This is a genomic window from Mesorhizobium sp. FG116, assembly GCF_057809835.1.
Genome location: NZ_JBMDKS010000002.1, coordinates 122,159 through 143,306 on the forward strand (window position 1 = coordinate 122,159; position 21,148 = coordinate 143,306).

The window sequence follows — 21,148 nt, forward strand, 5'->3', positions numbered from 1 at the left end:
TCAGAATAGCCGTTCGCGGACATAGACAGTGTCGCCCGGCATCAGCGGATCGGAAGTTCGAACGCGACCGGTCATGACCTTGCCGTTGATGTCGCGCGTGACGTCGACGCTTTCCTGATTGGCGCGGGCCGAGAAGCCTCCTGCAATGGCAATCGACTTTTGCACAGTCAGGCCCGGCACGTAGGAATATTGTCCGGCAGCGCCAACTTCGCCCATGACGAAGATTGGACGGTAGCGGTCCATCTCGATCGAAACGTCGGGGTCACGCAGGTACCCCTGCCGCAGTTTCGCGGCGATTTCCGCCTCCAGTTGCTGCGCGGTGTGGCCGCGGGCAGGGACCGCGCCAACCAGAGGGAATGAAATGTAGCCAGCTTGGTCGACGCTGTAGGTGTTGGTCAGGCCCTCCTGCTCAAACACCGTAACCCTGATGCGGTCACCAGCGCCTAGGCGATAGGGCTGGTCGAGCACTTCATGAAAGGCGGCGGGTGTCGGCCTGTAGCTTGAACAGCCAGCCAAAGCCGAGGCGGCAACAAGAGCGCTGAACAAGACTGCGAGGCTTTTCATGGCCGGATGCGTACCTTCGATTCATCGCCGCAGGGCGAGCCTTAAGGATTGGCATCGTTATCCTCCTGTTAGGGTTAATGGCTGGTAAAGGAGAGCCGATCGAAGCGATGGTTTTGCGCCCAAAAGAGCCCAGCCTGGCGCCATTGGCTTGCAATTCTTAATCAGGCCTTACTCGGATTTTAACCGGTGGGTTACCATATTTGTTTACGTTGCAACCCGACCCGTTTCCGGAGCAGGGCGCATGTCAGGTACTCAATCGGCAGCCGCCGATATCGATGTCGATCTCAGGCAGCTTTTTGCCAGCCTCGCCAGAAACTGGTTGCGCATTGTCGGGGTGACTGTCGTCCTGACAGGCTTGGCGCTGGCCTTTGCCTGGACTGCGACGCCGAAATACAAGTCCGAAACGCGGCTGTTGATCGAAACGCAGGAGTCCGTGTTCACGCGGCCGGACGCAGGCGCAGGTGACCGACCCATCCTTGATGAAGAAGGCGTAACCAGCCAGGTCGAAGTCATCTCCGCGACCGACATTTTGAGCAAGGTCGCCACCGATCTCAAGCTCGCGCAGCTTCCGGAATTCGACGATGCTGCCGACATGTCGTTCCTGGGCCGCTTCCTGACCATCGTCGGCTTGAAGAACGATCCGGGCGAGATTCCGGCGGAAGAGCGTGTCCTTAAGACTATGCGCGAGAAGCTCAATGTCTACCGCGTTGAAAAGTCTCGCGTTATCGTCATCGAGTTTTCGTCGCAGGACCCCAAATTGGCGGCCGCAATTCCGAATGCCATCGCAGATACCTATATTGCGGTCCAGGGCGGCGCGAAGCTTGAATCGAACTCCGCTGCAACCGGCTGGCTAGCGCCCGAGATCGAGGACCTGTCCAAGCGTGTACGCGATGCGGAGGCGAAGGTCGCCGACTACCGCGCCCAGTCAGACCTGCTTCTCGGACAGAACAATTCAACCTTGGCTACGCAGCAGCTTTCCGAGCTTTCGAGCGAGTTGACACGGCTTCGTGCCAGCCGGGCCGCGTCCGAGGCGACGGCCGAGAGCGTGCGCAAGGCGCTGCGTGGCGGCGGTTCGCTCGATGCCATCCCGGAGGTTTTGTCCTCCAACCTTATCCAGCGGCTGCGCGACCGCCAGGTGCAGTTGAAGTCGGACATTGCCGATCTGTCGACGACCCTGCTTGAAGGTCATCCGCGCATCCGGGCCTTGCGGTCGCAACTATCTGATCTCGATCGGCAGATTCGCGTCGAGGCCGAAAAAGTTCTGGCGGCCATGATCACCGAGGCGCAGACGGCGCAGGCGAGGGAGGCTCAGCTCGTCTCCGACGTGAACAAGCTGAAGGCACAGGCCGCGCGTGCCGGCGAACAGGAAGTGCAGCTTAATGCACTGGAGCGCGAGGCGAATGCCCAGCGTCAGTTGCTCGAATCCTACATGACGCGCTACCGCGAGGCGTCGTCCCGGCAGGATCACAACTACCTTCCCGTCGATGCCCGCGTCTTCTCGCGCGCCACGGTGCCGTCCGAGCCCTATTTCCCCAAGATCGTGCCGATTGTCGGCGCGGCCTTTGTCGGCTCGCTTCTGTTGATGGCGATTGTCACTCTCTTGAGCGAACTGTTCTCCGGCAGAGCCATGCGTCCGGCGGTTGGTGCGCGGTTGGAGCCCGTCGAAGAGGTCGAAATGCCGTCGGTGCGTGACGCCGCGGACGATATTGCCGAAGCACGGCTGGCTGCTCCTGCGCGGGAAGTTGTCGACATCGAGGAGGCCGCAGCGCCTCGCCCCAATCTGGGCGAGATCGACATCGAGAAGGCTGCCGAAAAGCTCATTGCCGATGGCGCGGGCCGTGCCATCTTCATTTCGCCGCAGGGCGACGACGCAGCGGCAAGTTCCATTCTGGTTGCGCGCGAGGTCTCGGACGCAGGTCTGCGTGTTATCCTCCTCGATCTGACCGCATCGGGCGCTGCCTCGCGTGCCATGCTGGAGAGCGTCCTGTTCCCGGGCATAACCAATCTGCTCTCATCGCAGGCTCAGTTCAGCGACGTGATCCATCCCGATCAGTTTTCGGATTGCCACGTGATCCCGGTCGGCACTGCCGATCCGGTCCGCGCCATGCGCGCCGCCGACCGTTTGCCGATCATCATGCAGTCGCTGACCACGGCCTACGATCTGGTCGTGGTCGAATGTGGCGCTACCGATGCGCAGGGCATCCGCCGCTTGGCTGGCGAGAACACGGAAGTTTTCGTGAGCGTGCTCGAAGCGGCGGACAGCGTGGTGCAGGCCACCGTCAAGCTGATCGAAAATGGCTACCCGGATGTGATTCTGGTGACGCCGGCTGGCCATGACACGCCCGGCACGCCGCTGCCCGGAAAGTCTGCTGCCTGACCCCAGTCAGCTTCCCAGACTAACCGCGAGGTTCACCGCCGCAGCAACGATCACCGTGTTGAAGAAGAACGACACGATCGAATGCACCAAGACGATGCGCCGCATCTGGGTGGTGGTGATGCCGGTATCGGCCGTCTGCGCAGTCATGCCGATGACGACCGCGAAATAAAGGAAGTCCCAGCCTTCGGGCCGCTTGGCTCCTGGAAAATCCAACCCGCCGATTGGAGGCCGTTCTTTTGAATTGTCCGGTTTGGCGCTCTTTTCGTCGTCCTTCCAATAGATGTGGGCATAGTGCATCGCCGCCATAGCGTGGATCGTGAACCAGCCGAGCGGCAGGGAAAGCAGCGCAAAGACCAGTTCCAGGGGATGCGGGCTGCCCTTGGAATTGATGATCTGGAACAGCGAGCCCACCGCCACGCCGACGACGATCAGCGTTACGGCGAAAATGACCACGACAGGCTGGTCGGTCGCATCGGCGTTCTTGCGCAGATATGCCGGCGTCAGCCGATGCATCTGCCTCAAAACCAGCAGGCTGTAGGCGGCAAAGAACACATTGGCGCCAATCGAATATGCAATCGGCGTCGCGACGAACAGCGCAACGGCCAACGCAGCTACGCCGATTGCCGCCGACGCTACAAACTGCGTGTGCCTGTGCATCGTGTTGCCGGTGGCGGCCATTTCGCGTTCAGGCCCTTGTCACGGTTCTTGCGCCACCTTCACGGCGCGCCGCAGGATACGGTCGAGTTCGCCGAGAAATCGCGAGCGGTCCTGTGGCGTGAACGCCGAATTGTAACCCTTGCTCTCGCCGGTTTCCCGCAGGTGCTGCTTGAGATCGCGCATGGCCACGGCCATTCCAATCGTTTCGGGCGTAAAGGGGCGGCCCGTAGGCCCCAACACATGCGCGCCCAGCTCGACCGCGCGTGCGGCGAGCGGAATGTCCGCCGTGATCACGATGTCGTTCGGCTTGGCGTTTTCCACGATCCAGTCGTCTGCCGCGTCGGCTTTTTCCTTCGATACCACGACATTACGGATCATCGGATCGCGGGAAGGGCGCATGCCGCCATTCGACACGAGAATGACTAGAACGCCGAGGCGCTCAGCCACCTTGACGACTTCCGCTTTGACGGGACAGGCGTCGGCATCGACGAGGATGGTGGGTGGCGTCATTGTTACTCGGAGTAAATGGCCGGGCGTTTTGCACCCGGCCACGCTTCGCTCAGGCCGGCAGTGCGCCGGACTTCTTGGCGGTCCATGTGGCGATATAGTCCATGAGGCCGGGCGACAGGCAGTCGTAGGGCTCTAGGCCAATCTTCTTCAACTGATTGCGGATGCCTTTCATCTTGGCCGGCTGAACCCCGGATTCGATGATCGACGACACGAAGGCGGCAAAGCCGGGTGGCTCCCAGCCGGCTTCCTCGAAGCGTTCGGGATGGATGAACGACAGGCCCTTGAACGGATGGTCGCGCTCGACCGGACCGTACATGTGCACGCCGCAGGCCCGGCAGGCATGGCGCTGGATTAGCGCCTTCTTGTCCACCACCTTGAGCTTGCTCTTGGAAGCGGTGACCTTGACGTTGTCGCTGGGCACAACGGCAACCACCGAGAACAACGCACCGGCAGGTTTCCAGCACTTGGTGCAGCCGCAGGCGTGGTTGTGCGCAACTTGTCCGGTGATCTCAACCTTCACCGGGTTGCTGACGCAATCGCAAACCAATGTCCCGCCTTTGAAGCGGGCACTCTTCTTGGGTAACCCCTTGTTGATACTGGGGTGCAGTTTCTCGGGCATGCTTCCTCCTCCCTTTATTCGACCCCGAACGATGCGTCGGGGTCCGAAATCGTCAAAGCGGGTGGGGCTGGCCTCTCAGGATCAGTACACGACGACGGAACGGATGCTCTCGCCGGCGTGCATGAGGTCGAAACCCTTGTTGATGTCCTCGAGCTTGAGGGTGTGGGTAATCATCGGGTCGATCTGGATCTTGCCGTCCATGTACCAGTCGACGATCTTGGGAACATCGGTGCGGCCGCGCGCGCCGCCGAAGGCGGTGCCCATCCACGAGCGCCCGGTGACGAGCTGGAACGGACGCGTCGAGATTTCCTGTCCCGCACCCGCAACCCCGATCACCACCGACTTGCCCCAGCCGCGGTGCGAGGCCTCAAGCGCCTGGCGCATCACCTTGGTGTTGCCGGTGCAATCGAAGGTGTAGTCCGCCCCGCCTATCTGGTCGGCGCCGCGCTTGGTCAGGTTGACAAGATAAGGCACGATGTCGCCGTCGACCTCCTTCGGGTTGACGAAGTGGGTCATGCCGAACTTCTCGCCCCAGGCCTTCTTGTCGTTGTTCAAGTCAACGCCGATGATCATGTCGGCGCCGGCCAGCCTCAGGCCCTGGATGACGTTCAGGCCAATGCCGCCAAGCCCGAACACCACGGCCGTCGCGCCCTGCTCGACCTTGGCGGTGTTGATGACCGCACCTATGCCGGTGGTCACGCCGCAGCCGATGTAGCAGATCTTGTCGAAGGGGGCGTCGGGATTGACCTTGGCCACCGCGATCTCGGGCAGCACGGTGAAGTTGGAGAAGGTCGAGCAGCCCATGTAATGGAACAGCTTCTCCTTGCCGAGCGAAAAGCGGCTCGAGCCATCCGGCATCAGCCCTTGGCCCTGAGTGGCGCGGATGGCGGTGCACAGATTGGTCTTGCGCGACAGGCATGACGGGCACTGGCGGCATTCGGGCGTATAGAGCGGAATGACGTGGTCGCCCTTCTTGACGCTGGTGACGCCCTTGCCGACATCGACGACGACGCCTGCGCCCTCATGGCCGAGAATGGCCGGGAAGATGCCTTCCGGATCAGCGCCCGAGAGCGTGAACTCGTCGGTGTGGCAGATGCCCGTCGCCTTGACCTCGACCAGCACCTCGCCCTCGCGCGGACCCTCAAGGTCAACTTCCATTACCTCAAGGGGCTTGCCCGCTCCAACAGCCACAGCAGCTCGGGTCTTCATAAGGCAGGCCTCCAAGGCAATTCAGGTGTTTGTCCAGATTCTTCGCCAAGCTATCAGGCCGTGCGGCAGGTGCAAGAAACTTTGTTTCATCTCCGCCAATGAACGCGACGCAACCTAAACCTTTGTCGGCTTGAGCAGTTCGAACGAAGCCCATAAAAGGATGCGCAATCGGAGAAATAAGAAGCGCCCATGTTCAAGAAGATCCTGATCGCCAACCGTGGCGAGATCGCCTGTCGTGTCATCAAGACCGCCAAGAAGATGGGTATTGCAACTGTGGCGGTCTACTCCGATGCCGACCGTAACGCGGTTCACGTCGAAATGGCTGACGAGGCCGTGCATATAGGCCCCGCCGCCGCTGCGCAAAGTTACCTTGTGGCGGAAAAGATAATCGCCGCCTGCAAGCAGACGGGAGCCGAAGCGGTTCATCCCGGTTACGGGTTCCTATCCGAACGGGCATCGTTTTGCGAGGCGCTTGAAAAGGAAGGCATCATCTTCATCGGCCCGAAGCCCAAGGCGATCGAGGCGATGGGCGACAAGATCGAATCGAAGAAGTTCGCCAACGCCGCCAAGGTCAGTACGGTGCCGGGGTATCTCGGCGTCATCGAAAATGCCGACCATGCCGAAAAGATTGCCGCCGAGATCGGTTATCCGGTGATGATCAAGGCCTCCGCAGGCGGCGGCGGCAAGGGTATGCGCATCGCCTGGTCGCAGTCGGAAGTGCGCGACGGCTTCGATCGCGCTCGCTCGGAGGCCAAAAGCTCGTTCGGCGACGACCGCGTCTTCATCGAAAAGTTCGTGGTCGATCCGCGCCACATCGAAATCCAGGTGCTTGCCGACGGCCACGGCAATGCGCTTTATCTCGGCGAACGCGAATGCTCGATCCAGCGTCGCAACCAGAAGGTCGCGGAAGAGGCCCCGTCGCCGTTCCTCGACGAGAAAACCCGCAAGGCCATGGGCGAGCAGTCGGTGGCGCTTGCCAAGGCGGTCGAATACCAAAGTGCCGGCACCGTCGAGTTCATCGTCGACCGCGACAAGAATTTCTACTTCCTCGAAATGAATACGCGCCTACAGGTCGAGCATCCGGTAACTGAGCTCATCACCGGCATCGATCTGGTCGAGCAGATGATCCGCGTCGCAGCCGGCGAGAAGCTTGCCCTCAAGCAGAGCGACGTGAAACTGAACGGCTGGGCGGTGGAAAGCCGTCTCTACGCGGAAGATCCCTACCGCAACTTCCTGCCTTCCATCGGCCGCCTGACCCGTTACCAGCCGCCGGAAGAAGGCAGGTTCGGCGACGTCGTTGTCCGCAACGACACCGGCGTCACCGAGGGTGCCGAAATCTCGATGTTCTACGATCCGATGATCGCCAAGCTTTGCACTTGGGCGCCGACCCGCATCGAGGCCATCGACGCGATGTCGGACGCGCTCGACAACTTCGTGGTCGATGGCATCGAACACAACATTCCGTTCCTGTCCGCGCTGATGCAGCATCCGCGCTGGCGGGAAGGGCGGCTCTCCACCGGCTTCATCGCCGAGGAATATCCTGACGGTTTCGCGCCCATTTCGCCGAATGCCGACGAGAAGGCCGTACTTGCTTCTGTCGCGCTTGCCGTCGAACTGTTGCGCCGCGACCGCCTCGACCGGCTGGATGGGCGTCTTGCCCCGCATTCCGGCGCGCTCAAGCGCGACTGGGTGGTCAAGATCGGCGAGGACTACATCTCCGCCTCCATTCTGGAAGGCATGATCTCAATCCCGATGGAGCTCGATCTCGCGATTGATAGCGGCAAACCACTGACCGTCGCTTCCGAGTGGCGGCCGGGCGAACCGGTCTGGAATGGGACTGTCGGCGGGCGCAGGATTTCGGCGCAATTGCGGCCCGTTGCCAATGGCATCAAGCTGGCGTGGAAAGGCATGTCGGTCACCGTGCGTGCGATGCTGCCGCGCACGGCCGAGCTTGAAAAGCTGATGCCGGAAAAGCTGCCGCCCGATACCTCGAAGATGCTGCTTTGCCCGATGCCGGGCCTGGTGGTGTCGATCTCCGTTGCCGAAGGGCAGGAGGTCAAGGCAGGTGATACGCTTGCCGTGGTCGAAGCGATGAAGATGGAAAACGTGCTTCGGGCCGAACGCGATCTCACCATATCGAAACTCAAGGCCAAGCCGGGCGACAGCCTCGCCGTCGATGCCGTCATCATGGAGTTCGCGTGAGGGCTGCCAACCGGCTCTCGCCTTAATTGTGAACTGGCCGCGGCTGGACTCGCATCGCCGCGACTAGGACAATACATCTGATCGGAATTGAGTCCTTTCAGGCGGCGCTGACGATATGGCGGATGACAGACTTCCACGCGATCCCCTGAAGCGGGAAGCGGTGGCGCGGCAGGATCGCCCTGAACCGTCTTCGCGCACCTTTATCCATCTGCGGGTGCATTCGGCTTATTCATTGCTCGAAGGTGCGCTGCAACTTGGCAAGATCGTCGGCCATGCGCTCAAGGACGCCAGTCCGGCGATTGCGGTTACCGATACCAACAACCTGTTCGGTGCGCTCGAGTTTGCCCAGAAGGCGGTCAAGGACGGCATCCAGCCGATCATCGGCTGCCAGATCGACCTGGCGTTCAGCGGCGAGAGTGCCGATGGGCAGCGCGACCGCCGCCGGCTTGGCCCGGAGACCTCTCCCGTTGTCCTGATAGCGGCCAATGAGGCCGGCTACCGCAATCTGGTGAGACTCGACAGCCGCATCTATCTCGAAACGCCGCCCGGCGAATCCGTCCATCTGACCACCGACATGCTTGCAGGTCATAGCGACGGCATCATCTGTCTCACCGGCGGCCCGCGAGGTCCGATAGGCTCCGCGCTGAAGGCAGACCGGCGTGATCTGGTCGAGGCCCGCATAGCCGCCTTGAAAGAGCTTTTCGGCGACCGCTTGTATGTCGAGCTGGAGCGCATCTCCGGCTATGACCGTAACATCGAAAAGAACACGATCGAGCTTGCCTATCGGCATGAATTGCCGCTCGTCGCCACCAATGAGGCATTCTTTTCCTCGCGGGACGACTACGAAGCGCATGACGCTCTGATTGCTATTGCCGAGAGTTCGGTCGTTGCCGCCGACAATCGCCGCCGGCTCTCGCCCGACAACTATCTCCGGAGCCAGGCCGAGATGGCTGCGCTGTTCGCGGACCTGCCGGAGGCCATCGACAATACGGTCGAAATTGCGCAGCGTTGCTCCTTCTACACCAAGACCCACAAACCGATCCTGCCGCGTTTCACTGGCGTTGGTGTGGCGGATCCCGAAGCCGCAGAGAAGGCCGAAGTAGAAGAGCTCAAGCGCCAGGCACGCGAAGGGCTCGATCGCCGTCTTGCGGCGCATGGGCCAACGACGGGCCATACGGTCGAGGATTACAAGGAACGGCTGGAATTCGAGCTCGGCATTATCGAGCGAATGAAATTCCCCGGCTACTTCCTCATCGTCTCGGACTTCATCAAGTGGGCCAAGGCGCGCGACATCCCTGTCGGGCCGGGGCGCGGCTCGGGCGCGGGCTCTCTGGTCGCCTACGCGCTCACCATCACCGACATCGACCCGCTGCGCTTTTCGCTGCTGTTCGAGCGCTTCCTCAATCCCGAGCGCGTGTCGATGCCGGACTTCGACATCGACTTCTGCCAGGACCGCCGCGAGGAGGTGATCCGCTACGTGCAGGGCAAGTATGGCCGCGATCAGGTCGGCCAGATCATCACCTTCGGAACGCTGCAGGCGCGCGCCGTGCTGCGCGATGTGGGCCGCGTGCTGCAGATGCCTTACGGACAGGTCGACCGGCTGTGCAAGATGGTGCCGCAGAACCCGGCCAATCCGGTCAAGCTTGCCGAGGCAATCGCCAACGAGCCGCGCTTTGCCGAAGAGGCGGAAAAGGAACCCATCGTCCAGACGCTGCTCGACATGGCGCAAAAGCTCGAAGGGCTCTATCGCCACGCCTCGACGCATGCCGCCGGCATCGTCATCGGCGACCGGCCGCTGTCGGAGCTGGTTCCGATGTACCGCGACCCGCGCTCGGACATGCCGGTCACCCAGTTCAACATGAAGTATGTCGAGCAGGCCGGGCTGGTGAAGTTCGACTTCCTCGGCCTCAAGACGCTGACGGTGCTCAACACCGCCGTCAAGCTCATCCAGCGGCGCGGCATCAATGTCGATCTGGCGCATATTCCGCTCGATGACGAGAAGACCTACGCCATGCTGTCGCGCGGCGAGGTGGTCGGCGTGTTCCAGGTTGAAAGCGCTGGAATGCGCAAGGCGCTTCTCGGCATGAAGCCGGACTGCATTGAGGACATCATCGCGCTGGTGGCGCTCTATCGCCCTGGTCCGATGGAAAACATCCCGACCTACAACGCCAGAAAGCACGGCGAGGAAGAGACCGCCTCGATCCACCCCAAGATTGATCATCTGGTTAAGGAGACGCAGGGCGTCATCGTCTACCAGGAACAGGTGATGCAGATCGCGCAGGAACTGGCCGGTTATTCGCTGGGTGAAGCCGACCTGCTGCGCCGCGCCATGGGTAAGAAAATCCGGGCAGAGATGGACAAGCAGCGTGAGCGCTTTGTCTCCGGCTCGGTCGAGCGCGGCGTGACCAAGCCGCAGGCCGACTTTATCTTCGACCTTCTGGCCAAGTTCGCCGACTACGGCTTCAACAAGTCGCACGCCGCAGCCTATGCCGTGGTGTCCTACCAGACCGCCTATCTCAAGGCGCATTACCCGGTCGAGTTCCTCGCGGCCTCGATGACGCTCGACATGGGTAACACCGACAAGCTGGCCGATTTCCGTCAGGATGCGCTGCGGCTCGGCATCGATGTGGTGGCGCCCTCGGTGCTTTCCAGCTATCGCGATTTCGAGGTGGGTGAAAACCGCATCTTCTATTCGCTGGCGGCGCTAAAGGGCGTCGGCGATGCCGCCGTCGAACACATCGCGGAAAAGCGCAAGGAAGGCCAGTTCAGGAGCCTCGCCGATTTCTGCGAGCGCATCGATCCAAAGGTCGTGGGAAAACGCGTTTTCGAAAGCCTCATCATGGCGGGCGCGCTGGATTGCTTCGGCCATGGCCGCGCCGCGATGATGGCTGGCGTCGAGCGCATGATGGGCCTTGCCGCGCTGGCGAACGAGAACGCGGCTCTTGGTCAGACGGATATTTTCGGAGCATCGCTCGGCGCGCAGTCCGAAGCGCTGCATCTGCCTGCCACCGATGCGTGGCTGCCGGCTGAGCGCCTGCACCGCGAATTCCAGGTCGTCGGCTTCTACCTGTCGGCGCATCCGCTGGACGAGTACAAGGCGGCGCTGGAAAAGATGCGCGTCCAGACATGGGGGGACTTTTCGGCAGCGGTCAAGCGTGGTGCTACGGCTGGGCGGCTTGCCGGCACCGTCACCTCGAAGCAGGAGCGCAAGACCCGCACCGGCAACAAGATGGGCGTGGTGAATTTTTCCGACACCACCGGCCAGTACGAAGCGGTTATGTTTTCCGAAACGCTGGCGCAGTATCGCGACCTGCTTGAGCCCGGCAAATCGATGGTCATCGAGGTAAGCGCCGAGGATAGGCCCGAAGGCGTCAATCTGCGCATTCAGGCGGTGAAATCACTGGATGATGCTGCCAGCCAGGTGCAGAAACAGCTGCGCATCTTCATGCGCGACGCCGCACCTCTCAGCATGCTGGCCAGCCAGCTTTCCGTGAAAGGCGAGGGGCAGGTCAGTTTCGTCCTGATCAAGGATGATGGTAAAGGCGAGGTCGAGATCGGGCTTCCCAATCGCTACCGCATCTCGCCGCAAGTGGCGTCGGCCCTGCGTGCGGTGCCCGGTGTGGTTGAAGTGGAACTCGTGTAGGTCCGGATTACAGGTCACTGGACGCGCTGCCAGCGGCAGGCTATCCCAAACCATGGATGGAAGAGAACAACCCGCCGAGCCTCAGTCCACCCTGACCGGTATCCGCGATCGGCTGCGCAAGCTTTATCACGGCAATACGCCGGCTGCGTTCAGGTTCCAGATCGCCGCTGTTGTCGTCGATCTGGCGATCATCATCTTCTTCATTCTCACGCCGGTGCTGCAGGAATCGCGCGCTTTCCTGTGGCTGGACTATCTGGTCGCGGCACTGGTGGCCGCCGACATGGCGGGGCGGTTGCTGGCCTCGACGGATGTCTGGCGGCTCTTGAAGCAGCCTACCTCGTGGATCGACGGTTTCATCCTGTTGACGCTGCTTTTCCCCACCGCACTGGCCAACCTGGCATTCCTGCGCATCCTGCGCCTGTGGTCGCTGTCACGCAGCGGCGCGCTTTGGCGGCATCTGGAAATGCGCCGTTTGCGGGCGTGGCGCGACGCCAGCCATGCCGTGGTCAATCTGCTGACGTTCCTGTTTGTCGTCACGGGTTTCGTCTACACATTCTTCTTCCGCGACGGCTCAGGCTTCACGGGATACGTCGATGCCATGTATGTCACGGTCGCTACCGTCACCACGACGGGATTTGGCGATATCGTCTTGCCGGGCGTCGCCGGCAAGCTCACGGCCATCGTTACCATGATTATCGGTATTTCGCTGTTCGTGCGGCTTGCACAAGCGATCTTCCGGCCGTCTAAGGTGTTCTTCCCGTGCCCGCAATGCGGGTTGCAACGGCATGAACCTGACGCCGTTCACTGCAAGGCGTGCGGCCACCTGCTCAACATTCCCAACGACGGCGACTAAAGCGTGTCGCGATCTTTCAGATTCGCTCAACACGCTTTAGCACCTTGATTTCATGCATGTCTTTATCCCGAAACCGGGCCCACTTTCGGGAGACATGCACCAAACCGACCTTGGCCGTGATCAGGAAGCCGCCGCCGCCGCTTCGTCCGGTTTCATCGCGCGCCGGCGCAGGTTCACCAGATTGCCGAGCAGGATCAGTGCCGCGCCAGCGATGGTAAAGGCATCGACATTTTCACTGTAGATCAGCCAACCGACCAGCGCGGTGAACGGCAGGCGCAGAAAATCCATCGGCGAGACAAGGGTGGCATCGGCATAGGTCAGTGCACGGGCAAGGCAGAAGTGCGACGACATGCCGGTAAAGGCGATTGCAACGATCCAGGGCCATAGCGCGAGTGGTGGATTGCGCCACTCGATCCATGCCGGGATGAAGCCGATGATCGATTGCACCACCAGCATCCAGAAGATGATGCGCACGACGCTCTCGGTCCGGGTCAGCGATTTTACCATCACCATGGAGATGCCGAAGCTGACGGCGGCGCAAAGTACGATGAGGTGGCCCGTCGCTATCGTGCCCATGCCGGGCCGCACGATGACCAGCACGCCAAGCATGCCGAAGGCGATGGCAATCAACTTGCGGGCGTTGAGCTTTTCGCCCAGGAACATGACCGCGAGGATCGCCGTCCAGATCGGCGTGGTGAATTCGATCGAAACCAGCTCGGCCAGCGGTATCAGCGTCAGCGCATAGAGCCAGCCCGCCTGGCCCATGTAGTGGACGACGTTGCGCGCCACATGCTGCATCGGCCGCTTTGTCCGCATGGCCGAAAAACCGCCGCTTGCCATCACCAGCGGCAACAGAATGATGAATCCGACCACCGACCGCAGTTCCGTCACCTGCAAGACATTCAGCGCATTGGTGGTCTCGCGCCCCGCCACGGTCATGCCGAGAAACGAGGCAATCGAGAGTGCCATCCAAAGGGCGGCTTTGGGTATCGAGGGAGCAGGCGTCATGCACGCTATCTCGCAGCCCGCCGGGATTGCTGCAACCGCTAGTGGCTCTAAATCAATAGGCCAGATATCCCGTGACCCTCAGATGCGTTCCCACGGATGCCGGATTTCCGGTTCGTCATCCTCGTCCGGCCGTGCAGGCCTGCCGCGATGGCCCTTGCCGAAGGTGTAGCCGGTCTCGACCGCCTTGCCGCCGAACTTGTCGCGCAGCGCGTCTATCGCGCCCTCGGCCAGCGCGCGCTTGCGCGACTGAACATCGACAAGGTCGGGAGGATCAGCCTTGTCGTCGTCGGAAAGATCGCTGACGCCGATGCCGAGCAGCCGATATCTGGTGCCGTCTGTTTCCTTGCGCAGCAGTTCGAGGCCGGTCGAGAATATGCGGTCTGCCAAGCGGGTAGGATCGCCAAGTTGGCGGTTGCGGGTTCGGATCTTGAAGTCGTGCGACTTCAGCTTCAGCACGATCGTACGCCCGGCGATGCCGGCCTTCTTCAACCGGGCCGACACTTTTTCAGACAGGGCGCGCAGCACCGGAACGAGATCGTTCAACTCGCCGATATCGGTATCGAAAGTGGTTTCCGCCGAAACGCTTTTCGAATCGCGGTCGGCGCTCACCCGGCGGTCATCGTCGCCACGGGCAAGCCGGTAAAGCCTGTCGCCCATCACGCCGTAGCGACGCATCAGGTCGCTTCGTTCCATGCGCTGCAGTTGGCCGATCTGCCGGATGCCGTCGCGTTCCAGCGATGCGGCAAATGCCTTGCCCACGCCCCAGATCATGGTCACCGGCTGCTCCGCCAGGAAGCTGACCGCCTCGGCTTCGCCGATAATCGAATAGCCGCGCGGCTTGCGGAAGTCGGATGCCACCTTGGCCAGGAACTTGCAGTACGAAAGGCCGGCGGAAACGGTGATGCCGATCTCCTTCTCCACCGATAGCGCAAACCGCGCCAGCACCAGCGCCGGCGGCAATCCGTGCAAGCGTTCGGTGCCGGAAAGGTCGAGGAAGGCTTCGTCGATTGAAATCGGCTCCACCAAGGGCGTCAGCGCCTGCATCATGGTGCGCACCTCGCGCCCGACGCGGACATATTTCTCCATGTCCGGTTTGATGACGACGGCCTCGGGACACGCTTCCAGCGCCTTGAACATCGGCATGGCGGAGCGCACGCCGCTAATGCGGGCGATATAGCACGCCGTCGAGACGACCCCGCGCTTGCCGCCGCCGATGATGACGGGCTTGTCCTTCAGCGCTGGGTTGTCGCGCTTTTCCACCGCCGCGTAGAATGCGTCGCAATCGATATGCGCCAGGTGCAGCCGGTAGAGTTCTGGATGGCGGGCCAGCCGCGGGCTGCCGCAGCGCTCGCAGCGCTTCGTTGCGCTGGCCTGAGGGGTCAGGCAGTCGCGGCAGAAGCCATGCTCTGGGTCGTTGACAGCGGTGCGCATCGATGCGAACATAAAGAGAACAAACACTATGGTACGTCAGGACGCGGGCAGCGGCAAGGCCGTGCGCTGGAGAGGCCGATGAGTACGACCATTGTTCCGGTAACGCCTGAGCGCTGGCCGGATTTCGAGGATTTGTTCGGCAAGCAGGGTGCCTGCTACGGGTGCTGGTGCACGCATTTCCGGCTGCCGCCGGCGGCGCGGCGCGAGAACGACCGCGAGCGCAACAAGGATCATATCCGGGTGCGCATCGAAACCGGACCACCGCCCGGCTTGCTAGCCTTTCAGGACGGCAAGGCAGTCGGCTGGATGCAGGTAGGGCCGCGCGCGGACGTTCCCGAATTCAACAATGCGGGCAGGGGTTCCGCGCCGATGGAGCCGGCCGATGCCTCTGATCCTGATGTTTGGGCGATTTCGTGCTTCTTCCTGCGCTCCAAGGCGCGCGGGAAGGGTCTCACGCATCAACTGGTGCAGGGTGGCATTGAGTTTGCGCGCGAGAACGGCGCGCGCTTTCTGGAGGCGTGCCCGATGGATCTTTCGCGCGATTCGCGTTCCATTGGCCTGTTCGTCGGCTCGACGCGCGTCTTCGAAAAGGCGGGCTTCCAACGCATGGTCGAACGCAAGGCAGGACGCCCGCTCGTCAGGTTGGTGCTGTAGCGCTTGTGGCTGTTCTGCCAGCGCGGTCTGGTCAGGGGTTGAAGCTTGCCGTCCCTTCCAGCGCCTCGGTCAGCATTTTTTCGTATCTGCCGCGCGGCACGTCGATGGCGCCGAAGCGTTTCAGGTGCTCGGTCGTGAACTGCGTGTCCAACAGTGCGAAACCACGTTGGTTCAGGCGCTCCACCAGTTGGACGAGGCACACTTTGGAGGCGTCGGTTTCTTTCGAGAACATGCTTTCGCCAAAGAAAACCCGGCCAAGCGATACGCCGTAGAGGCCTCCCACCAATTTTCCGGCGCGCCATGCTTCGACAGAGTGGCAATGCCCCATCCTGTGCAGTTGCACATAGGCTTCGCGGATCGGCCCGTTGATCCAGGTCGACGCGCGCTCTTCGCGTTTTTCCGCGCAGGCGTCGATCACCGCTTCGAAATCGATATCGAAGCGGATGTCGAACACATTCCTGCGGATCGCCTTGGTCAGGCTTTTGGGAACATGAAACGCGTCCAGCGGGATGATGCCGCGTGTTTCAGGCCGCACCCAGAACACTTCCGGGTCCGAGGCGCTTTCCGCCATCGGAAACACACCGGAAGCATATGCCTTCAGCAGAAGGTCGGTCGGTATGCGAAAACCCGGGGCAAATGGACGGGTCATCTTGGCTTCTAGTCGGCTGAGGCGAGATACTTTTCCAGCCAATGAATATCATAGTTGCCGTCGGCGATGTCATGATTGCCGACAAGGTCGCGGAACAGCGGCAGCGTCGTCTTGATGCCATCCACGACGAACTCGTCCAACGCGCGCCTCAGCCGCATCATGCACTCCACGCGATTGCGCCCGTGCACGATCAGCTTGCCGATCAGGCTGTCGTAATAGGGCGGGATCTTGTAGCCGGAGTACACGCCGGAATCGACGCGAATGCCGAGCCCGCCGGGGGTATGGAAATGCGTGATCGTGCCGGGCGACGGCGCGAATGTGCGCGGGTCCTCGGCATTGATGCGGCATTCGATGGCATGGCCGTTGAACTTGATATCGTCCTGCTTGACCGAAAGCCCGCCGCCGGAAGCAACGCGGATCTGCTCGTGAACCAGATCGATGCCGGTGATAGCCTCGGTCACCGGGTGCTCCACCTGCAGGCGCGTGTTCATCTCGATGAAATAGAACTCGCCATTCTCATAGAGGAACTCGATGGTGCCCGCGCCCGAATAGCCAAGTTCGGCGATTGCATTGGCGCAGGTCGCGCCGATCTTGGCGCGCTGGTCGGCATTGAGGGCGGGGGAATTGGCTTCCTCCCAAACCTTCTGGTGGCGGCGCTGCAGCGAACAGTCGCGCTCGCCGAAATGCACGCCGTGGCCCGCACCGTCACCGAATACCTGCAATTCGATATGGCGCGGCTTTTCCAGATATTTCTCGATGTAGACGGCGTCGTCGCCAAACGCCGCGCCAGCCTCGGAGCGCGCCGTTGCCAGCGCAATTTCCAGATCGGCTTCCGTGTGCGCCACCTTCATGCCGCGTCCACCGCCGCCGGCGGATGCCTTGATGATGACGGGGTAGCCGATCTCGGCTGCGATGCGCCTTGCTTCCTTTTCCTCGGTAACCGCGCCATCGGAGCCGGGAACGACCGGAATGCCAAGGCGTTTTGCGGTTCGCTTGGCCTCGATCTTGTCGCCCATGATGCGGATATGGTCGCCGGAAGGCCCGATAAAGGTGATGTTGTGGGCGGCTAGGATGTCCGAGAACTTCGCGTTTTCCGACAGAAAGCCATATCCCGGATGCACGGCATCCGCGCCGGTGATCTCGCAGGCCGCGACGATCTGGTGAATATTGAGATAGCTGTCGCGCGAGGGCGGCGGGCCGATGCATACGCTCTCGTCGGCGAGGCGCACATGCATGGCGTCCGCGTCGGCGGTCGAATGCACCACGACGGTCTGGATGCCGAGTTCCTTGCAGGCCCGAAGCACCCTGAGAGCGATTTCGCCGCGATTGGCGATGAGGATCTTCTGGAACATCCCGGGCAGGCCTACTCGATCACGACCAGCGGCATGCCGAACTCGACCGGCTGCGCATCTTCGATCAGTATGGCGGTAATGGTTCCCGAACGCGGCGACGGGATCTGGTTCATCGTCTTCATCGCCTCGATGATCAGCAGAGTCTGGCCTTCCTTGACCGATTGTCCGACCTCAATGAAAGCCTTGGCGTCAGGCGACGGCGCGAGGTAAGCGGTTCCAACCATCGGCGAAGGTACGGCGTTCTTCGAGTCGGCTGCTGGAGCGGCGGCAGCTGGCGCGCCTACAGGGGCAGACTGTACCGGCGGCGGCGCGTATACCGGCTGCGGTGCGATTGCAGCGTGAACGGCCTGCGTCTGGCGCGAAACGCGTACCTTGAAGTCACCGAGTTCGACTTCGATCTCGGTCAGGTTGGTGTCATTCAGTATGCCCGCCAGATCGCGGATCAGTTCCTGGTCGACACCGGTTTTCTTCGTAGTCATCGTTGAGCCTTCTTTTCTAAAGCGCCGGTCAAACCCGCGCGGCCAGCGCTTGCAGCGCCAGGGTGTAGCCAAGCGGTCCGAAGCCGCAAATCATGCCGACCGCGTAAGGCGCGACCTTGGAGACGTGGCGGAATGGTTCGCGAGCGTGAATGTTGGAAAGATGCACCTCCACCACCGGCAGAGGTGCTGCTGCGCGTATGGCATCGTGGATGGCAATCGAGGTGTGGGTGTAGGCGCCTGCATTGAGCACCAGCCCAACCGCTGCCTGCGAGGCTTCCTGTATCCAGTCGACAAGAGCGCCTTCATGGTTGGATTGGCGGAAATCCACCTCAAGTCCAAGCGCGGAACCGGCTTTGCGGCAGTCGGCGCCAATGTCGTCCAGCGTCTGCGTGCCATAGATGGAGGGCTCGCGCTTGCCGAGCGTATTCAGATTGGGACCGTTTAAAACGAAAACCGTTTTCAAAAATGCCGACCTTTCCCGACGCAGACCGTAACCGGTGCGCCGGACCCTCTATAATGGGCATAGACCCCTGCGAAAAGAGCGCAAGTGCCTTCTTTGCCTGTCCACAGAGGCAAACAAGATGGCGAAACTGTGCTTGCCGGCTTTAGAGGGCCTCTTTTGCCTCGGCGATCTTTTCGGCCAGCACTTCAGGGCCAAGCGCGCCGAACACCACTTCGTTGCCAACCACGTAGGATGGCGTGCCGGTGATCGCGAGCTTGTTCGCCAGGTCGTATGTCTTGGAGAGCGCCTCGACGATGGAAGGGTCCTGCATCTTGGCGCGCAGTTCGGCCTCGTCGGCGCCTAGCGAAAGGGCGACCTTGAGTGCCGTCGCCTCGGTTGCTCGGCCTTCGCCGCCCAAAAGCGCCTTGTGGAACTCGCCGTACTTCTCAGGCATCATCAGGTGGAACGCCATTGAGACAACGCTGGCCTTTTGCGAGTCGGGGCTTAGGATGGGGAATTCCTTGAGCACGAAGCGCAGCTCTGGATCAGCCGCGGTCAGGGTGCGCATGTCTTCCATGGCGCGTTTGCAGAAGCCGCAATTGTAATCGTAGAACTCGACGATCGTTACCTTGCCGTTGGGGTTGCCGACGATACCGTCAAAGGTCGAGTTGAAAATCTCTTCCTTGTTGTCCTTGATGACGCCCAGGCTGGCGAGCCGCTGCTCTTCCTTCTGCTTTGCCTCGAGTGCCTCCTGCACTTCCAGAAGCACTTCTGGGTTCTTCAGCAGATAGTCGCGGATGATACCTTCGACTTCGGCCCGGTCGATCTTCGATTCGGCTGGGGCGGCCTGGGTCTGGCTGACCGCGTCTTCGGCATTTGCCGCGCGCGGAGCGACGGCGATGGAACCAAACGCAAGCATTGCAAATCCAAGAGCGCTTGCCGCGGTGCCGAGCAGAATTGCCTTCTTCATCGTGATTTGTCCCTTGTCAGTTCCACTCGCAGCCGCGAAGCCTATTTCTTCTTGGCCGATTTGCCTTGGTTCATGATGTCCTGGGCGCGAAGCCAAGCCGGCGAGCCCGGCTTAAGGCGCTGTTGCGCACGCGCCGCGAAAATCGCGGCATCCTTGTATGCGCCGGAATAATAGTGCCCCTCGGCAGTTGCAAGATCTGCGTCGGCAACGTCACCCAGCATCCCGTATGCTTGCGCGAGATAGCGGTAGCCGGAAGCGTTCTCCCGGTCGCGCTCCAGGCCGTCGTTGATCTGGGCAACGGCCTTTTTCAGCGATTCCGGCGTTCCAACCGCCAGCAAGGCCTGTCCGTAGGTGACGGAAAGCAGCCCGGCCTTGGTGGGGTCGAGGCTGACCGCCTTTGCATAAGCGGTTGCGGCCTCCTTGGGCTTGTTGGCCTTCATCAGGATGTCGCCGCGCAATTCCTGGAAATAGGGGTTCTTTGGCTGTGCCTTGATAAGCGCATCCGTCTTGGACATTGCGGAACTCAGGCTGCCGAAAAGATAGGTGGATTGCGCGTCGCCATATTTGGAGGCAAGGCTGCCCGGGTCCTTCTGGATCATGCGCGACACGGCGGCCTGGCCATCCGTGTAGACCGCGATCTTCATGCGCATCATGTCGTGGCGCTGCTGCAGGGCAGGCGAGTCGACCTTGTCGAAATACGGGCTTTTCTGGATGAGGGTCTGCAGGTTCGAAATGCGGTCCTGCGGCATCGGATGGCTGATGCGATAGGGGTCGATCTGCGCGCCGGACAATGACAAGGCGCTCTGGAAACGCTCGAACGTCTTCAGCATGCCACGGCCCGATTGGCCCGTCGCGTCGAGATAGGTGATGGCAGAGCGGTCGGCGGTGATTTCTTCGCCGCGCTGGTAGGTCAGCAATGTGCGACGGGCAAATTCGCTGCCGCCGGTTGCCAGGCCCATGCCGACACCGGCAAGGCCCCTGCTGTCGGTTGCGCCGCCGGCCACGATTGCACCGGCGCCAAGCAGGCCGGCAACGATCGCCATGGTCTTGGCTCGCTCCAGCTGGTCGCGAAGCCGCTGCTGGTGGCCGCCGGCAAGGTGTCCGGCCTCGTGGGCGATGACGCCGATGATCTCGTTGGGCGTTTCGGCCTGCAGCAACGCGCCGGTGTTGATGAACATGCGCCTGCCGGCAACGAATGCGTTGAAGCTCTTGTCGTTGACGAGAATGATCTCGATGCCCGCCTTGGACAATCCTGCCGCCTTGAAGATGGGGCGCGCGTAGTCACGCACCAGCGCCTCGATTTCGGCGTCGCGAACCACGGGAACATTTTGGGCAAAAGCCTGCACCGAAGCCGCAAAGGCCATCGCCAGTCCGAGAGACAGCGTAGCAACGAATCGGCTGGCCTTGGCCAGCCGCAAAGCAGGGCGCGGCAGCTTCATCATTGTTCGTCCACTGGTAGCTGAGCCTTCCTGGGATGAAAAGGCGGCGCTGACAAGTTCATGAACTTGTGATCCCCACAGCAATCGGGC

18 protein-coding genes are annotated in these 21,148 nt (G+C 61.5%); 5 read left to right on the forward strand and 13 right to left on the reverse strand.

The window, feature by feature from the left end; translation table 11 throughout:
• Positions 1-564 (reverse strand): polysaccharide biosynthesis/export family protein, encoded by a 564-nt coding sequence (locus tag ACODTY_RS02595; RefSeq protein ID WP_488992731.1) that lies wholly within the window; start codon positions 562-564, stop codon positions 1-3.
• 241 nt (positions 565-805) lie between these two features.
• On the opposite strand from ACODTY_RS02595, the gene ACODTY_RS02600 reads away from it, so the two are divergent.
• Positions 806-2,941 carry a GumC family protein gene (locus tag ACODTY_RS02600; protein WP_488992732.1) on the forward strand — a complete coding sequence of 712 codons (2,136 nt, stop codon included), beginning with the start codon at positions 806-808 and terminating at the stop codon, positions 2,939-2,941.
• Positions 2,942-2,947: 6 nt separating this feature from the next.
• Here the strand turns inward: ACODTY_RS02600 and ACODTY_RS02605 are convergent, their stop codons facing one another.
• The 4 genes from ACODTY_RS02605 to ACODTY_RS02620 form a co-directional block, all read right to left on the reverse strand.
• Complete coding sequence (locus ACODTY_RS02605) at positions 2,948-3,619, reverse strand: DUF1345 domain-containing protein (protein WP_488992733.1); 672 nt, start codon at positions 3,617-3,619, stop codon at positions 2,948-2,950.
• 18 nt (positions 3,620-3,637) lie between these two features.
• Entirely contained in the window at positions 3,638-4,108 is a 471-nt protein-coding gene (locus ACODTY_RS02610) for a YaiI/YqxD family protein (RefSeq protein WP_488992734.1), read from the reverse strand.
• A gap of 49 nt (positions 4,109-4,157) precedes the next feature.
• On the reverse strand, positions 4,158-4,727 hold the full coding sequence (gene gfa / locus ACODTY_RS02615; RefSeq protein WP_488992735.1) for an S-(hydroxymethyl)glutathione synthase: 570 nt from the start codon (positions 4,725-4,727) through the stop codon (positions 4,158-4,160).
• An 81-nt stretch (positions 4,728-4,808) separates the two neighbouring features.
• Positions 4,809-5,936: an S-(hydroxymethyl)glutathione dehydrogenase/class III alcohol dehydrogenase gene (locus tag ACODTY_RS02620; protein WP_488992736.1), complete on the reverse strand. Its 1,128-nt coding sequence runs from the start codon at positions 5,934-5,936 to the stop codon at positions 4,809-4,811.
• 189 nt (positions 5,937-6,125) lie between these two features.
• On the opposite strand from ACODTY_RS02620, the gene ACODTY_RS02625 reads away from it, so the two are divergent.
• The 3 genes from ACODTY_RS02625 (at position 6,126) to ACODTY_RS02635 (ending at position 12,634) form a co-directional block, all read left to right on the forward strand.
• Positions 6,126-8,138 carry an acetyl-CoA carboxylase biotin carboxylase subunit gene (locus ACODTY_RS02625; RefSeq protein ID WP_488992737.1) on the forward strand — a complete coding sequence of 671 codons (2,013 nt, stop codon included), beginning with the start codon at positions 6,126-6,128 and terminating at the stop codon, positions 8,136-8,138.
• 115 nt (positions 8,139-8,253) lie between these two features.
• Positions 8,254-11,781, forward strand: a complete 3,528-nt coding sequence (dnaE, locus tag ACODTY_RS02630; protein ID WP_488992738.1) for a DNA polymerase III subunit alpha — start codon at positions 8,254-8,256, stop codon at positions 11,779-11,781.
• A gap of 52 nt (positions 11,782-11,833) precedes the next feature.
• Positions 11,834-12,634, forward strand: coding sequence for an ion transporter (locus ACODTY_RS02635; RefSeq protein WP_488992739.1), 801 nt, complete (start codon positions 11,834-11,836; stop codon positions 12,632-12,634).
• A gap of 120 nt (positions 12,635-12,754) precedes the next feature.
• On the opposite strand, the gene ACODTY_RS02640 is transcribed toward ACODTY_RS02635, so the two are convergent.
• Together ACODTY_RS02640 and ACODTY_RS02645 are read right to left on the reverse strand one after the other, a co-directional pair.
• On the reverse strand, positions 12,755-13,642 hold the full coding sequence (locus ACODTY_RS02640) for a DMT family transporter (RefSeq protein ID WP_488992740.1): 888 nt from the start codon (positions 13,640-13,642) through the stop codon (positions 12,755-12,757).
• A 78-nt stretch (positions 13,643-13,720) separates the two neighbouring features.
• Positions 13,721-15,085, reverse strand: coding sequence for a DNA polymerase IV (locus ACODTY_RS02645; RefSeq protein WP_488992922.1), 1,365 nt, complete (start codon positions 15,083-15,085; stop codon positions 13,721-13,723).
• A gap of 66 nt (positions 15,086-15,151) precedes the next feature.
• On the opposite strand from ACODTY_RS02645, the gene ACODTY_RS02650 reads away from it, so the two are divergent.
• Positions 15,152-15,727, forward strand: a complete 576-nt coding sequence (locus ACODTY_RS02650; RefSeq protein ID WP_488992741.1) for a GNAT family N-acetyltransferase — start codon at positions 15,152-15,154, stop codon at positions 15,725-15,727.
• Between the two features lie 31 nt (positions 15,728-15,758).
• Here ACODTY_RS02650 and aat read toward each other — a convergent pair whose 3' ends face one another.
• The 6 genes from aat to ACODTY_RS02680 form a co-directional block, all read right to left on the reverse strand.
• Positions 15,759-16,376 (reverse strand): leucyl/phenylalanyl-tRNA--protein transferase, encoded by a 618-nt coding sequence (gene aat / locus ACODTY_RS02655; RefSeq protein WP_488992742.1) that lies wholly within the window; start codon positions 16,374-16,376, stop codon positions 15,759-15,761.
• Positions 16,377-16,384: 8 nt separating this feature from the next.
• Positions 16,385-17,728, reverse strand: a complete 1,344-nt coding sequence (accC, locus tag ACODTY_RS02660) for an acetyl-CoA carboxylase biotin carboxylase subunit (RefSeq protein WP_488992743.1) — start codon at positions 17,726-17,728, stop codon at positions 16,385-16,387.
• A gap of 11 nt (positions 17,729-17,739) precedes the next feature.
• On the reverse strand, positions 17,740-18,207 hold the full coding sequence (gene accB / locus ACODTY_RS02665; RefSeq protein ID WP_488992744.1) for an acetyl-CoA carboxylase biotin carboxyl carrier protein: 468 nt from the start codon (positions 18,205-18,207) through the stop codon (positions 17,740-17,742).
• A 28-nt stretch (positions 18,208-18,235) separates the two neighbouring features.
• Positions 18,236-18,670, reverse strand: coding sequence for a type II 3-dehydroquinate dehydratase (aroQ, locus tag ACODTY_RS02670; protein ID WP_488992745.1), 435 nt, complete (start codon positions 18,668-18,670; stop codon positions 18,236-18,238).
• A 142-nt stretch (positions 18,671-18,812) separates the two neighbouring features.
• Entirely contained in the window at positions 18,813-19,619 is an 807-nt protein-coding gene (locus tag ACODTY_RS02675; protein WP_488992746.1) for a DsbA family protein, read from the reverse strand.
• Between the two features lie 41 nt (positions 19,620-19,660).
• Positions 19,661-21,061 carry a M48 family metalloprotease gene (locus ACODTY_RS02680; protein WP_488992747.1) on the reverse strand — a complete coding sequence of 467 codons (1,401 nt, stop codon included), beginning with the start codon at positions 21,059-21,061 and terminating at the stop codon, positions 19,661-19,663.
• Positions 21,062-21,148: the final 87 nt, after the last annotated feature.